The sequence below is a fragment of the Amycolatopsis sp. NPDC049159 genome (assembly GCF_040648295.1).
Lineage (GTDB): Bacteria > Actinomycetota > Actinomycetes > Mycobacteriales > Pseudonocardiaceae > Amycolatopsis > Amycolatopsis pretoriensis_A.
The window spans coordinates 250,162-264,826 of the sequence record NZ_JBEZDL010000013.1 but is presented as its reverse complement, the minus strand read 5'-3'; the positions used below and the strand labels follow the sequence as shown (position 1 = coordinate 264,826).

At 73.3% G+C, this 14,665-nt stretch carries 13 protein-coding genes; 10 read left to right on the top strand and 3 right to left on the bottom strand.

The window, feature by feature from the left end:
* The first annotated feature begins 154 nt into the window (after positions 1-154).
* From AB0B33_RS25250 to AB0B33_RS25225, 6 genes are all read left to right on the top strand, one after another.
* Positions 155-1,006, top strand: a complete 852-nt coding sequence (locus tag AB0B33_RS25250; RefSeq protein ID WP_360776141.1) for a phosphatase PAP2 family protein — start codon at positions 155-157, stop codon at positions 1,004-1,006.
* Positions 1,003-2,013 (top strand): YdcF family protein, encoded by a 1,011-nt coding sequence (locus tag AB0B33_RS25245; RefSeq protein ID WP_360776138.1) that lies wholly within the window; start codon positions 1,003-1,005, stop codon positions 2,011-2,013. The genes AB0B33_RS25250 and AB0B33_RS25245 overlap by 4 nt, the downstream gene beginning before the upstream one ends.
* Positions 2,014-2,046: 33 nt before the next feature.
* Positions 2,047-2,706, top strand: coding sequence for an SAVMC3_10250 family protein (locus tag AB0B33_RS25240; RefSeq protein ID WP_360776135.1), 660 nt, complete (start codon positions 2,047-2,049; stop codon positions 2,704-2,706).
* The gene (locus AB0B33_RS25235; protein ID WP_360776132.1) at positions 2,707-5,916 is read left to right on the top strand and encodes a protein kinase; all 3,210 of its coding nucleotides are present in this window, start codon (positions 2,707-2,709) and stop codon (positions 5,914-5,916) included. It begins immediately after the preceding gene.
* A 243-nt stretch (positions 5,917-6,159) separates the two neighbouring features.
* Positions 6,160-6,573 (top strand): hypothetical protein, encoded by a 414-nt coding sequence (locus AB0B33_RS25230; RefSeq protein ID WP_360776129.1) that lies wholly within the window; start codon positions 6,160-6,162, stop codon positions 6,571-6,573.
* A gap of 39 nt (positions 6,574-6,612) precedes the next feature.
* Positions 6,613-7,854, top strand: coding sequence for an alpha/beta hydrolase (locus AB0B33_RS25225; protein WP_360776126.1), 1,242 nt, complete (start codon positions 6,613-6,615; stop codon positions 7,852-7,854).
* Here the strand turns inward: AB0B33_RS25225 and AB0B33_RS25220 are convergent.
* Positions 7,805-8,059, bottom strand: coding sequence for an FCD domain-containing protein (locus AB0B33_RS25220; protein WP_360776123.1), 255 nt, complete (start codon positions 8,057-8,059; stop codon positions 7,805-7,807). The genes AB0B33_RS25225 and AB0B33_RS25220 overlap by 50 nt on opposite strands.
* Positions 8,060-8,254: 195 nt before the next feature.
* Here AB0B33_RS25220 and AB0B33_RS25215 point away from each other — a divergent pair, with 195 nt between their 5' ends.
* From AB0B33_RS25215 to AB0B33_RS25200, 4 genes are all read left to right on the top strand, one after another.
* Positions 8,255-9,388, top strand: a complete 1,134-nt coding sequence (locus AB0B33_RS25215; RefSeq protein ID WP_360776120.1) for an adenosylhomocysteinase — start codon at positions 8,255-8,257, stop codon at positions 9,386-9,388.
* A 67-nt stretch (positions 9,389-9,455) separates the two neighbouring features.
* The gene (locus tag AB0B33_RS25210) at positions 9,456-10,331 is read left to right on the top strand and encodes an LLM class F420-dependent oxidoreductase (protein ID WP_360776117.1); all 876 of its coding nucleotides are present in this window, start codon (positions 9,456-9,458) and stop codon (positions 10,329-10,331) included.
* A gap of 97 nt (positions 10,332-10,428) precedes the next feature.
* Positions 10,429-11,877 carry a hypothetical protein gene (locus tag AB0B33_RS25205; RefSeq protein WP_360776112.1) on the top strand — a complete coding sequence of 483 codons (1,449 nt, stop codon included), beginning with the start codon at positions 10,429-10,431 and terminating at the stop codon, positions 11,875-11,877.
* A gap of 166 nt (positions 11,878-12,043) precedes the next feature.
* Positions 12,044-12,697: a GTP pyrophosphokinase family protein gene (locus AB0B33_RS25200; protein ID WP_360776109.1), complete on the top strand. Its 654-nt coding sequence runs from the start codon at positions 12,044-12,046 to the stop codon at positions 12,695-12,697.
* Here AB0B33_RS25200 and AB0B33_RS25195 read toward each other — a convergent pair.
* Together AB0B33_RS25195 and AB0B33_RS25190 are read right to left on the bottom strand one after the other, a co-directional pair.
* Positions 12,694-13,344, bottom strand: coding sequence for a TetR/AcrR family transcriptional regulator C-terminal domain-containing protein (locus AB0B33_RS25195; RefSeq protein WP_360776106.1), 651 nt, complete (start codon positions 13,342-13,344; stop codon positions 12,694-12,696). The two genes, AB0B33_RS25200 and AB0B33_RS25195, sit on opposite strands and share 4 nt — an antisense overlap.
* Positions 13,341-14,645 (bottom strand): cytochrome P450, encoded by a 1,305-nt coding sequence (locus tag AB0B33_RS25190; RefSeq protein WP_360776103.1) that lies wholly within the window; start codon positions 14,643-14,645, stop codon positions 13,341-13,343. Before AB0B33_RS25190 ends, AB0B33_RS25195 begins: the two co-directional genes overlap by 4 nt.
* Between the last annotated feature and the right edge of the window lie 20 nt (positions 14,646-14,665).

Below are 14,665 nucleotides of genomic sequence, written 5' to 3'. Positions count from 1 at the left end.
AACTCAGAAAACACCAGAGAATCAACACCAGACCACTCGAACACCAGGTCCACGCGCGAAGCCCGCCGAAGGTTGCGTCTCACCCTCGGTGTGCGGCCGGTCGCAGCAGGCAACTAGGCTGTCCGGACCAACGGCACGGCAGGAGGTCCCCGGGGTGGTTCCCGTCCGTCGCTGGCCGGTCGTCGCCGCCGCGTGCGCCGTCGTCCTGGCCGCGGTCTACTTCCTGGCCGTCTGGACGGTGCCCGGTCAGGAGCTGGAGAACGCAGCGCTGCGCGGTGCCGACGAGGCCGCCGCGCGCGACCAGGCCGTCGCCGACGCGAGCTTGAGCCGGATCACGCTGGTCTCGCTGGTGGCCGCCGTCGTCGTGGTCGCGCTGGTCGGCTTGCTGCGCCGCCGCCTGGACCTCGCGTTCGCGGCGGCCGGCGTGATCGTCGCGGGCCAGCTCGTGACGCAGGTCCTCAAGCGGTACGTGCTGCCGCGGCCGCGGCTCGTCGAGGTGACCGGGCACTACGCCGCCAACAGCCTGCCGAGCGGGCACACGACGATCGCGATGACCGTGCTGTTCGCCGCCCTGATCGTGGTGCCCTACCGCTGGCGCGGGGTCACGCTGTTCTTCCTGCTGTCCTGGGCGGTCGGCATCGGCGCGTACACGGTGACGGCGAAGTGGCACCGGCTGTCCGACACGCTCGCCGCGGACGCGATCGCCCTCGCGCTGGCCTGCCTGGCGTCGTGGTGGCTCGCGCGGCGCGGGGCGATCAGCCGTCACGACGGGCCGCGCCGGATCCCGCGGGTGCTCGTGGTGACCGTCGCCGTCCTCGGTGCCGTGGTGTTCTTCGGCCTCGGCACCGTCCTCATCGGAGCGTCGCTGGCCGGCGGCGGGTACGCGGAAACGGTGCGGGACAACGCCTGGGTCGTCTACCTGGCCGCGAACTCGTTCGCCTCCTTCGGTTCCGTCGCCGCGGCACTGGTGTTCCTGGCGACCTGGCGACGGCTGGAGGTCGCGTGAACCCGGCCCTGCTCCCGCTCGTCGCGGCCGTCTTCTGCTTCGCCGTCTTCCTGGTCAGCTTCCTGCTCGACCGCCGCAAGCTGCGCAACGGCTTCTACCTGTTCTTCGCACTCGCGTTCTTCGGGCTGACGCTGCTCGCGCTGCTGGCGTCGATTTCGCCGGAGGCCGCGGCTTTCGTCGCGCTCGGGCTGGTCGCGCTGATCCCGCTGACCATCGTCGTGCTCGCGGTGTTCCTGATCGGCAACGGCGTGACGATGCTGCGCCGCGAAGGCCGCCGCCCGGCCAACCTGCTGTCCCTGGCCGCCGGCGTGGGCATCGTGGCGCTCATCGTGTTCGACTTCGTGGTCGGGCAGCTGGGCTGGGCGCCGCTGGAAGCGGTCCGCGACAGCGTCAACGGCATCGTCGCCTACCTGGCGTTCCTCTTCGTCTGCTTCCTGCTGTACTCACTGGTCTACGGCCGGATCCGCACCCGCCGCCCGCTGGACTTCGTGGTGGTGCTCGGCTCCGGCCTGCTCGGCGGCAGGAAGGTCCCGCCGCTGCTGGCCGCCCGCCTCGACCGCGGGCGGCGGGTGCTCGACGCCGAATGCCGCAAGGGCCGCGAGCCGCTGCTGGTCACCTCGGGCGGGCAGGGGCCGGGCGAAGACCTGCCGGAGTCGCACGCGATGGCGGACTACCTCACCGGCCGCGGCGTGCCGCGCGAGCGGATCGTGCTGGAAGACCGATCGCGCACCACGCGGGAGAACCTGACGTTCAGCGCAGGCCTCATGCGCGAGCGGCGGGCGGACTACCGGTGCGTTGTGGTCACCAACAACTTCCACGTCCTGCGCGCGGCGCTGCTGGCCCGCAAGACCAAGGTGAACGGCCAGGTCATCGGCGCACCGACGGCGTGGTACTTCTGGCCGAGCGCCACGCTGCGCGAATTCGCCGCGATCATCGTGGACCACCGGATCCTCAACGGGATCGTGTGCGCGACGATCGTGCTGGCGAGCGTGCTGAAGGCGGTCTGACGGCCGGTATGATCCGGCCAGCGTCGTCGGGGGATGGGAAGCACGTTGTCGTTCCAGTACTACCTGTACGTCAGTGACAGCAAAGTCGACATGCTGCTCGCGCAGCTGGCGCCGGGCTTCGCGCAGAAGCGCACGACCGAGGTCAGCGTGAACCTGAAGCTCTTCGGGGGCAAGCAGGCCAGGGAAGCGCCCGCGGGCGGCGAGCGCACCGCGAAGCTGCAGCGGGTCGTCCGCTACCTCGAAGAACACGGCGACCTCGGCACGGTCGAGGAACCCGGCCAGTTCTTCTGGGGCCTGCTGCCGATGAACTGGGGACCGTTCCCCGCCGAGCCGACGCTCGCCTACTTCGGCGGCACCACCGGGCGGACCGTCGTCGGGCTCGGCGGGTCCGGGCACCACATCCTCGGCGGCGCCCCGGCCGCGCCGGGGGCGCCGCGGTCGGTGCTGCCGTCGCTGCTCGCCGGGCTGCGCAGCGATCCGGAGATCGGGGCGCTGACCGAAGCGATCAAGCACGAGGACGACGGGGCGCACAAGGGCGCGCTGGCCGCCGTGCAGCGGGCAAACGAGGCCATGCCGGGACCGGACCAGAACCTCGAGTTCGTCGCCAAGCGGCTGCTGCACGGGCCCAGCCCCACGACCGACGGCGTCACCGTCCTGCTCGGCACCCCGCTGTACGTGGCGCAGGTGGACTAGATGTGGGCCCCGGGGGACGTGGTGCTCGGGGTGTACGAGGTCCGTGACGTCGTCACGACCGGCGGCATGGGCCTGGTCTACCGCGTGTGGCACCGGCAGTGGGGCATGGAGCTGGCGGTCAAGACCCCGCGCCAGGAGCTGGTCGCGTCCCCGGCCGACGCCGAACGGTTCGAGGCCGAGGCGGAGACCTGGGTCGGCCTCGGCGCGCACCCGCACCTGGTGAGCTGCGCCTACGTCCGCCGCGTCGACGGCACGCCCCGGGTGTTCGCCGAATGGGCGGGCGGCGGCAGCCTCGCCGAGGCCGTCCGCGACCGCGCGCTCTACGGCGACGGCCACCGCCCGGCGGTGCGCCGGATCCTCGACCTGGCGATCCAGACCGCGTGGGGCCTCGGGCACGCGCACGCGCGCGGGGTGGTCCACCAGGACGTCAAGCCCGCCAACGTCATGCTCGACACCGGCGGCGCGGCGAAGGTCACCGACTTCGGCCTCGCGAACGCCACCGGCGGCGGGGGCATGACCCTGGAGTACTGCTCGCCCGAGCAGGCCCGTGGCGAAATCCTCGGCCCGGCGACCGACGTCTGGTCGTGGGCGGTCAGCGTGTTCGAAATGTTCTCCGGCGGGCCGCCCGCGATGTTCGGGCACGCGGCGGCCGGCGTCTTCGCGCAGTTCCTCGAGGCCGGTCCCGCCGACCCCGTCCTCCCGCCGGTGCCGCCGGGGGTCGCCGACCTGCTGCGGCGGTGCTTCGCCGAGAACCCCGCGGCCCGGCCCGCGGGCTTCGGCGAACTCGCCGACGAACTCGCGGAGCTCTACCGTGCCACGGTCTTCGAGCCCTACCCGCGGCAGCGGCCGGACGAAGCCCCGCTGCTCGCCGACGCGCTGTCCAACCGGGCGCTGTCCCTGCTGGACCTCGGGCGCGCCGAGCAGGCGGACGAGCTCTGGGCGGAGGCTCTGCGGGCCGACCCGCACCACCCGCACGCGACCTACAACCGCGGCCTGCGCCGGTGGCGGTCCGGCGCGCAGACCGACCGGCAGCTGCTCGCCGAGCTGGACGCGGTGCGGCTGAGCCACGAAGGCGACCGGACCGCCGACCACCTGATCGCCGCCGTCCACATCGAACGCGGGGACAAGGAAGCGGCGCTGCGCCTGCTCGACGACCTGCCGGACAGCCCGGACACCGCGCTCGCGCGCGCCCTGCCGGACCGCGCGGTCACCGAGCGGCCCGGCATCATCCACAGCGGCCTGGCGCACCCGCTCGCGCTGAGCGCCGACGGCCGGGTGGCCGCGGTGACTTTCCGGCAGTGGGAGGCCGAAGTCTGGTCGCTGCCGGAGGGCCGGGTGCGGTACAGCCTGGCGGGCCACGAAGCCCGCCTCCGGTCGCAATCCCTGAGCGCCGACGGCCGGGTCCTGGTCTCCGCCGACGAGGCCGGGCAGGTCCGGGTCTGGGACACGACGACGGGGGAGTGCACCCGGGTCGTGGTGGTGCCGGGGGTGGCGGCCGTGGCGGTCAGCCCCGACGGGACCGTGGTGGCCACCCTCTCCGGTGACGGAGCGGTGCACGTGCTGGACGACGCCCTGGAGCTGATCCGCGCCGGGCACCCGGAATCCGGGTCCGGCCGGGGCTGGGCGATCGCGGTCACCGCGGACAACGAGCGCCTGGTCGTGTTCGACGGCTTCGATTGGACGTTGCGGGCACTGGCCCGCACCGGCGAGGAGCTGTGGCGGATCGGCGGCCTGCGGCACAACTGCGCGCTCAGCCCCTCCGCCCGGTACGCGCTTTCGGCCACCCAAGACGACAACGTGGTGCGGGTGGACCTGACGACCGCCGAGGTCACCGCCATCGGCAGCGCCCTGCTGTGGAACAAGGGCTTCAGCTGGCTCGCCGTCAGCGACGACGGCCGCACCGCGGTGAACACCTTCGACGTCCAGCTCCAGAGCTGGCGGCTGGACGAGGGAAGGTGCACGTTCACCACGACCGTCCACTCCCGCGACCCGATGACCGTCGCCGCGGACGCCGAGGGGCGCACGGTGCTGGTCCTGCTCGGCAGCCGCACCCCGCAGACCGTGCACACCACGGCGGTCGTCCACGTGCCCGAGCCGGGGCCCGCCGCGCCGTGGAGCTACGCCCGCCCGCAGCCGACCGACCGGATGGCCGGGGACGCGCTGGCCGCCGCGGAGAACCTCGGCCTGGCCGCGGAATTCCTCGACACCGGCCGGCTCGCCGACGCCCGGCGGCAGCTGGACGTCGTGCGCGCGATGCCCGCCTACCGGCGGCACCCGCAGCTCCGGACGCTGTGGCGGCGGGTGGGCGGCCTCAGCGAGCGGACCGCGCTCGCGGGCGTGTGGCCGACCCGCCGCTTCGACGCCGTCCTGCACGGCCGGACGGCGCTCACCCGCGACGTCCACTACGCCTTCGCGGACTTCTTCGGCCGCGGTGTCCGGGTCATCGACCTGCGCACCGGCGAGGTGGTGGCCGCCCCGGACCGGCACGAGCTGGACCTCGAGCGCGCGACGGCCTGCGCGGACGACCGCCACGTGCTCACGACGGACTCGGACGGCGCCGACGTCCTGTGGGACCTCCGGACGGCCCGCCGCGCCGGCGTCGTCGTGCGCGACGACGCCGGGAACCCCGTGCTGAAGGACGAAAACCCGGCGTTCGAGTTCGTGCGAGGGGACGGCCTCAGCATCCTGCGCAACCGCCTGACGGGCCGCCCGCTGCACGGCTGGGCGGTCCGCGAGGACGAGCGCCTGGTCCTGTCCGGGTCGGTCGCCGTACTGGTCAAGGACGACGGCCGGGCCTGGGTGCTGGACGCCGGCGACTTCACGTCGGTGCGCCAGGCGCGCGTGTACCCCGGCGAGTCGTCGCTCGTCGCGAGCGCGGACGGCCGCGTCCTCGTCGGCACCCGCCTGGGCTTCGACAACACGGGGGAGATCGTGCTGTCCGTCGCGGGCTCGGCCGAAGCCGTGGCCCAGGTGGCGGACGACCGGGTGACGTCGCTGGCCCTCAGCGCGGACGGCGACCTCCTGCTCACGGCGTCGTCCCGGCTGCTGCGCCTGTGGCACCTGCCCAGCGGCGGCCTGGTCACCGAAATCGAGTGCGGCGAGGACGTGATCGCGGCGGAGCTGTCGCCCGACGGCTGCGCGGCGGTGGCCATCCTGGGGTACCACCACCTGCAGTGCTGGGAACTGGACTGGGACTACCGGTCGCCCTGAGTCTCGTGGCGCAGGACATCGGCTGACTCGCCTTGGCCCCCCGCCCGGGTCGCTCCGCTCTGGCACCCGGACCCCGCCACCGACGGCCTGAACGCCTTCGAGGGCATCGAGGCCGACCGCGGCCACCACCACCCCGACCGCGAGTACGTCGTCGTCGAAGGCGACCACTACCGCTTCGCCATCTGGAAGGACGACCGCGACACCACCGGTGGCGGCGACCGCCAGCGCACCGAATCGAAGGGCATGGTGCAGCACGGCATCTTCCAGACGAAGACGCCGTCGACCAACGGCGGCCCGCGGGTGACGCCGGACCTGACCCGCAGCGGCGGCAAGGAGCTGCTCAACGCCCGCGCCTACGCCGACCCGGGCTCGCCGAGCATCGCCGCGACCGACCTCTCGCCGCTGCGGAACAAGTGGATCACCATCGAGTGGACGTGCACGCCGGGCTCGAAGGGCAAGGCGTCGTGCGGCATCCGCAACGGCACCGGAGCGGGCGCCCCGGTCGCCGCGCGGGGCAGCAGGAGCGGCGTGACCATCCCCGATCAGGGCGATTACGTCCGCCCGAAGTGGGGGATCCACCGCTCGGTCGAGAGCGCGCCCGCCGACATCCTCGACACCTACCTGCTGTTCCGGAACTACACGGCCGCGCGCGGGTAGGCGTGGCGGGGCGCGGGCGTCCGGGGTGACACTGGCGGGATGAAGGTCGTCGACGGGCAGCGGAGCGCGTACCGCCCGCCGTCGACCTCACCGGCGGCCCTCAGTCGTGGTCCGGTGCTGGTCACGGCTGCTTTCGCGGGGCTCGGCGGGGCGCTGATCCCGGCCGCCGCGGTGCCCGCGCTCTGGCGGATCTGGCAGCTGTACGCGATGGTTTTCGGTGCCGTCGCCGCGGTCGAGGTGCTCGCCGTCGTGGCCGTGGTCGGGTGGCCGACGCGCAAGACCGCGCACTTCGGCGCGCTCACCGCGTTCGCGGCCCTGACCCTCTGGGTGCTCAGCCGGCCGCTGGGGCTGCTGGTCCGGCTCGATCCCTGGCAGCCGGCGGACACCGTCGTCGGCTTCACCGACTACGTGGCCGCCGGCCTGCAGGTCGTCGCGCTGGGCGGCTTCCTGGTGGTGGCCCGCCACCGGGCGCACCCGCGGCCGTCCGCGCTGCGGCGGGTGTCGGCGTGGATCGTGCTGTTCCCGGTGCTCCTGCTCGTCATCGCGACCGGCGTGGCGGGTACGGTCGCGGCCGGCGACGGCATCCGCGGCACCGGCGCTTCGACCCTGCTCGACGGCGGCACGGTCGAGTACTGCCACCCGGACGGCGTCCCGCTGGCGATGGACCTCCGCCGTCCGCCTGGCAACGGCCCGGCGCCGGTCGTGCTGTCCCTCCACGGCGGCGGCCTGCTCCTGGGCAACCGCAAGCCGTCCGGGCCGGGCGCGCTGCTCGCCGGGACGCGGCCGGACGACCTGACCTCGCACGGCTTCGCGGTCGCCTCGATCGACTACCGCCTCGCGCCCGCCGCCCGCTGGCCCGCCCCGCTCGACGACGCCCGCTGCGCGGTCCGGTTCCTGGAGGCGAACGCGGCCGCGCTGGCGATCGACCCGGCCCGCATCGCGGTGTGGGGCACCGGCGCGGGCGGCACGCTGGCGTCGCTGCTCGCCCTCACGCCCGGCACCCACGTCCGCGCGGCGGCGGCGCTCTCGGCCCCGGCCGACTTCACGGACCTCCGCGGCACGGACCCGGCGACGCGGGCGTCGGTGCTCGTGGCGCTGGGCCGCGCCCCGGAGACCCTCCGCTCGGCGAGCCCGCTGACCCACCCGGCGGCGGGCGCGCCCCCGTTCCTCGTCGCGGGCGGCCGGAAGTCGGCGGAGTTCGCCGACCACCTGCGCCAGGCGGGTGTCCCGGTCACGACGTCATCGGACGTCTCGGCGTTCTTCGCGACGGCGTTGCGCTGAGCGTCACTCCCACCCGCTCCACGTCCTCGAACACCGCCCGCAGGTGCCGGCGCATCGCCGTGCGCGCCACCGCGATGTCGCCCGCGCGGACCGCGTCGAGGATCTCCACGTGCTGCGTCGCGAACTCCGCCGGGGACTGCGCGTCGTAGAGCCCGAGCCGGCGGGCGCGATCCAGGTGCCCCTTCGCGACGCCACCGTCGTCCACGCGTTCGCGTGCCCGCTCAACGTCAGCAGGCCCTGGTGGAAGGCCTCGTCCAGGGCGAAGAACTCCTCGAGGCTGGCTGCGGTAGCTTGGACGGCATGAGCGGACGGGCGATCTTCGGCGATCACTCGTACCGCTGCGACTTCTACGGTTGACGGGGTTCCCGGCCCCATTTTCCCTTCAACCGTAAGGACAGTCATGCCTTCATTCGTTCACGCCGGGACCGAGTGGGCGCTCAAGCACATGCCGCTGACCGCTGCCGCGGTCGCGGAAGCCGCGCCCCTGCTCGCCGGGCGGCGCCTGGCGATGTGCCTGCACGTCGAACCCAAGACGGCGGCGCTGGTCACGCTGCTCGCCCGCGCCGGGGTCGAGGTCAGCCTGACCGGCTCGCCCGGCACCACCCACGACGACGTCGCCGCCGCGCTGCGGGAACTCGGGGTGCGCGTGCACACCCGCCGTGCCGACGACGAGACCGGCCACACCCGCAACGTAGCCCTCGTGCTCGAGTGCGAACCCGACCTCACGCTCGACAACGGCGCCGACCTGACGCTTTCGCTGCTGCGCTCGGGTCCGCCGTCCGGCTGGCTCGGCGGTACCGAGGAAACGACGACCGGCGGCGTCCGGCTGCGCGAGGAGCGCGTCGCCCACCCGATCGTCGTGATCAACGACTCGCGGCTGAAACTGCTGGTGGAGAACGAATTCGGCGTCGGGCAGAGCGTCGTGCAGGGTTTCCTCAACGCCACCAACCTGATGGTGCCGGGGATGCGCGCGGCGGTGCTCGGCTACGGGCCGTGCGGCAAGGGCGTCGCGGACACGCTGTCGCGCCTCGGCGCGCGCGTCGCGGTGTGCGAACCGGACCCGATGCGGGCGCTGCAGGCCATTTTGGACGGTCATCGCGTCGCTTCGTCGACGGAGGTGCTGGCGGACGCGCAAGCGGTTTTCACCGCGACGGGCGCTCCCGGCGTCGTCGGTGCCGCGGAACTGGCGGCCCTGCCGGACGGTGCGCTGATCGCGGGCGTCGGGCACTTCGCGTGGGAGATCGACGCGGCGGCGTTGCGGGCGGCGACGGTCCGCACGGTGGAGTACGGCGAGCCGGGCCGCCGCACCGGGCACGTGCTGGCCGGCGGCCGCGAGATCGTCGTCCTCGACCGCGGCCGGATGCTCAACCTGACCGCGGCCAACGGCAACTCGATCCAGGCGATGGACCTGGGCCTGACCCTGCAGGTCCGCAGCCTGGCGGCGGTGGCGGGCGGCCTGGCCCCGGGCGTCCAGCCGGTCCCGGCGCCGGTGGAGCACCGGATCGCGACGGACCTGGTGGCGCGGCTGAGCTAGCTTGACCTGGAGCGCGCTCCAGGACCTAACGTGGGGTCACGTCGACCGCACGTCAGGAGAACACCCCATGGAACTCGGTTTCCACCTGCCCATCTTCGACATCGACGGCGGCACCCCCGCCATCGCCGGCGAGCTCGCCCGGGTGGGCGCCGCGGCGGAGGAGGCCGGTGCGACCTGGTTGTCCTTCATGGACCACTACTTCCAGATCGAACCCACCGGCCTCCCCGCCGAGTCGAACATGCTGGAGGGCTACACGACGCTCGGCTACCTCGCCGCGCACACGTCCCGCATCGAGCTCGGCCTGCTGGTCACGGGCGTGACGTACCGCCACCCCGGCCTGCTCGCGAAGATCGTCACGACCCTCGACGTCGTGTCCGGCGGCCGCGCGGCCCTCGGCATCGGCGCGGCGTGGTTCGAGCGCGAGCACCGGGGCATGGGCGTCCCGTTCCCGCCGGTCGCCGAGCGTTTCGAGCGCCTGGAAGAGACGCTGCGCATCTGCGGCCGGATGTGGGACCCGACCGCCAACGGCCCGTTCGAGGGCAAGCACTACCAGCTGGCGGAGACGCTCTGTTCGCCGCAGCCGATCCACCGCCCGAACATCCTGATCGGCGGCTCGGGCGAGCGCAAGACGCTGCGCCTGGTCGCCCAGTACGGCGACGCGTGCAACCTGTTCGGCACGTCACCGGAGGACGTGGCGCACAAGCTGGACGTCCTGCGCCGCCACTGCGACGACGTCGGCCGCGACTACACGACGATCCGCAAGACGATCCTGGCCAACAACCCCCGCCCCACCCCGGAAACGCGAGACGACTTCGTCCGTTCGATGGCGGCCTACGCGAAGCTGGGCATCGAGACGGCGATCGTCACCCCGACGACGGGCTCGCCGTCGACGTGGATCGAGGGCATGGCCCCGGCGGTGCCGCAGCTGGCCTCGCTCGGCTAGTCCACAAAGGACTCTCGGGTCGTTTTCCCGCACTTTGAACCACTCGGGCGATCGCCCCGTGTGAGTGGGTGAGGTGGCGACCCGAGAGGAGGGGCTGATGCCCCAAACGCGCAGGACCGGACGACACCGCAAACCGGCGACGATCGGGCTGGTAGCGCTGCTGGGAGTCGCGGGGGCGACCGCGACGGCGATCGCCCTGAGCAGCCCGGCGAGCAACGCGGCGACCGAGAACTGCAGTGGTCTGGACACGGCGCTGCAGAACAACCTCACGTTCATCGCAGGCCAGCAAGCCGCCCCGGACGCCCAATCGGCGGCCCGCATCGCCAACCGCCAGGCGGTGGTCCAGCAGATCGAACAGAGGCGCGAGGCCGCCGGGTGTGAAGGCAAGGTAGCGGCGAACGCGGCTGCGGCCGAGTGCGCGGCGGTGGCCGGAGCGGCGGAGCCGGGTGCGGCGGCCGAGCAGAAGGGCATGGCCGGCAAGAAGGCGGCGGCCAAGGAGAACGGCATGGCCGCCGACAGGAACGGTGCCGCCGGGAAGAGCGGGATGGCGGCCGACGAGAACGGCGCCGACGACCAGAACGGCGTGGCCGCCGGTGAGAACGGCGCCGCCGAGCAGGGCGGCATGGCCGAGCAGCAGGGTATGGCCGGGCAGAACGGCAAGGCTGCCGATGAGAACGGCGCCGCCGAGCAGGGCGGCATGGCCGAGCAGCAGGGCATGGCCGGCCAGAACGGCAAGGCCAAGCAGAAGGGCAAGGCCGCGGAGAAGGGCAAGGCGGCCGACCAGCAGAACGCCGCCGACCAGAACGCGGCGGCCGCTCAGGCCTGCGCCGTGGTCGAGAAGTGCGTAGCCCAAGTCGCAGGTGCCGACGGGGTGGCCGACCAGCAAGGCATGGCCGCCCAGAACGGCGAGGCCGAGCAGAACGGCACGGCCGGTCAGCAGGGCATGGCCAACGAGAACGGCGCGGCCAAGCAGAACGGTAAGGCCGCCGAGAACGGCATGGCCGACCAACCGGGGATGGCCGGGCAGAACGGCGCGGCCGACAAGAGCGGCATGGCCGGTCAGCAGGGCGCGGCCGAGCAAAACGGCATGGCCGGCAGCAACAGCGCAGCCGACGAGAACGGCATGGCCGCCGAGAACGGTATGGCGAACCAGCAGGGCGCGGCCCACCCGAACGGCATGGCCGACCAGCAGGCGATGGCCGGGCAGAACGGCGCGGCCGACCAGAACGGTATGGCGAACCAGCAGGGCATGGCCGACGAGAACGGCATGGCCGCTCAGCAGGACGCTGCCCAGAACGCCGTCTCCGACCAGGACTGCGCCGCGATCCTCGACTGCGTGACCCAGGCCACCGCCGACCAGAGCGCGGCAGCCGACCAGCAGGGCATGGCCGCCGAGCAGCAAGGCATGGCCGACGACCAGAAGGGCAAGGGCCACCAGAAGGCCCAGGCCCAGGCCGCCGACCAGACCGCCGCGGCCGCCGAGAAGTGCGTCGCCGCACAAGCGGCCAAGGCCACCGCCACAGCGACGGCCACCGCCGGCAAGTAGAAGACCCGGAGGGTGAGCACCGGCGGCGGGCCGGTGCTCACCCTCCGCCCTCCCGGTGACCCCCGATCCGGTGACCCGGGGGAACTCCGGCCCGGCGCCGGCCGTTGTCGGTTCAGAGCGCAGTACCCTGGCGTTCGCAAGCGACCGACGACAGCACGAGGCTTCAGTGACCACCGACCCGGCGGCCGAGGACGCTTCCCTGCGTGAGGCGGCCGACGAGCTCGCCGTCGCCGGGCAGCTCCCGCGGTTCCTCCTGATGTACAAGTTCGCCATCGAAGAGCTGATGACGAAGCTGCGGATCCTCAGCGAGGAGTTCGACTTCGTCCACCAGCACGACCCGATCGAGCACATCACCAGCCGGGTGAAGCGGCCCGAGGCGATCAGGGAAAAAGTGCACCGCCGCGGCCTCGGCACCGACTGGGTGTCCGCCGCCGGCGCGCTCGACGACATCGCCGGGATCCGCGTCGTGTGCCCGTTCGTGTCCGACGTCTACGAAGTCGCGCGGATGCTCACCGCGCAGGACGACGTCGAGCTGCTGCGGACCAAGGACTACATCGCGCAACCCAAGGCGAACGGCTACCGCAGCCTGCACCTCATCGTCCGCATCCCGGTGTTCCTGTCGGACCGCGTCGAAAAGGTCAAGGTCGAGGTCCAGCTGCGCACCATCGCGATGGACTTCTGGGCGGCCGTCGAGCACAAGCTGTCGTACAAATACCGCGACAGCGTCCCGCCGGACTTCGCGGGCGAGCTGTCGGCCGCGGCCAGGACGGCGGCCGACCTCGACGCGCGGATGGCCGCGCTGCACGAGCGGATCCGCTAGAGCTCGCTGAGCGCGTCGAGCAGGATCCGCAGCCCGAACTCGAACTCTGCCTCGTGGTCGCACACGGCGAGGTACGGCGCCGCCGCGGTGACGGCGGGCAGGCCGGAGCCCTCGAGGTCCGCCAAGCGACGGCGGGCGCCGTCGGGGTCGGTGCCGCTGAACGTCGGCGCGGCCTCGACCTCCCGCATCAGCGTGCCGATCAGGAACGCCAGCACCGCCCGCAGCCCGTGCACCGCGCGGTCCGGCGGGAAACCCGCCGCGAGCAGCGGCCCGAGCACGGCCTCGACCGGCGCCAGCGCCGTCATCGACGCGAGCTGGCGGGTGAGCACGAGCGGCGCCGCGCGGGGGTGATCGAGCATCGCGGCCCGGAAGCCGTGCGCCAGCGCGGACATCGTCTCCCGCAGGTCGCCGGGCGGGGGCGCCGGGATCGCCGCCAGCAGCACCTCGGCGACGCCGTCGAGCAGCGCGTCCTTGCCGTCCACGTGGTTGTACAAGCTCATCGGGTCGACGCCGAGCCGCCGCGCGAGCTTGCGCATGCTGACGGCGTCCAGGCCCTCTTCGTCGACCAACGCGAGCGCCTCCCGCAGGATCCGGTCCCGGGACAGGCCACCGAGGTCCTTGGGCGGACGGCCACGCCGGGTCGTCACGTCGCGAGCACCGCGGGCAGGTTTTCGTAGCCGCGCAGGATCCGGGTCGACCGGCGACGGCCGCCGGGCAGCACGCGCAGGCCGGGGAACCGCTCGAAGATCGTGCGCAACCCGATCTCGCCCTCCATCCGCGCCAGCGACGCGCCCAGGCAGTGGTGCCGGCCGGAACCGAACGCCAGGTGGTCGCGCGCCCGCTCCCGGGTGACGTCGAAGACCGCCGGATCGGCGAAGACCCCGGGGTCGCGGTTCGCGCCGGCCAGCACGGTGGTGACCAGTGCGCCGCGCGGCAGCGGCACCCCGGCGACCTCGGTCGCGCGGGTCGCGAGCCGTCCGGTCAGCAGCACCGGCGGGTCGTACCGGAGCACCTCCTCGACGGCGTTGCCCCACAGCTCGGGCCGCTCGCGCAGCACGGTGAGCTGCCCGGGGTCGCCGGCCAGCAGCGCGATGCCGCTGCCGAGCAGGTTGACCGTCGTCTCGAACCCGGCCGCCAGCACCAGGCCGGCGGTCGACTTCAGCTCCGTCCCGGTGAGGCCGACGCCGTCGTCGCGGGCGGCGACGAGCTTGCTGAACAGGTCCTTGCCGGGGTGGCGGCGCAGGTGGTCGAGGTGCTCGCCGAGCCAGGTGTCGAACTCGCCGAGCGCGGTCTCGACGTGGCGGAAGGTGCGCCAGCCCAGGCCGAGGTCGAGGCTGGGCGCGGCCGCCGAGCCCAGGGCCAGCACCTTGCCGAGGTCGGACGGCGGCACGCCGAGGATCTCGCTGATGACGGTCACCGGCAGCAGCCCGCAGTAGGACTCGACGAGGTCGAGCGGGCGGCCGGGGTCGAGGCCGTCGAGCAGGCCATCGGCGATCTCCTGCACGCGGCCGCGCAGCTGCTCGACGGCGCGCGCGGTGAACACGCCGGTCACGAGCTTGCGGTAGCGCGTGTGCTCGGGCGGGTTGACGGCGAGCAGCGACGGCGGCCGCACCGGGTGCAGGTGCTCTCCGGCCGACCACTCGACGAGCCGGCCGAGCGGCGAGCCGTCGGCACCGATGACGCCGACGCGGAAGTCGTCGCTGGAGAGCACTTCCCGGACCGCGGCGTGCGTGGTGGTCATCCAGCCGAACCGGGTGCGCGCCAGCGGCCCGGCGGCGCGGATCTCCTCGAACAGCCCGGTCAGATCCCGCCCGGCGGCCGCGTCCACGACCATCCGTCCTTGCAGGTCGCCGCGCTTGGCCTCGCGGCGCAGCACGGTCCGGGGCAGCGCGTGCCCGAGGCTCCACCGGACGACGGGTTTCGCGCGGGCCAGAGCTCCTTCGAGCACGGCTTCCCCCTTCTTTCGGC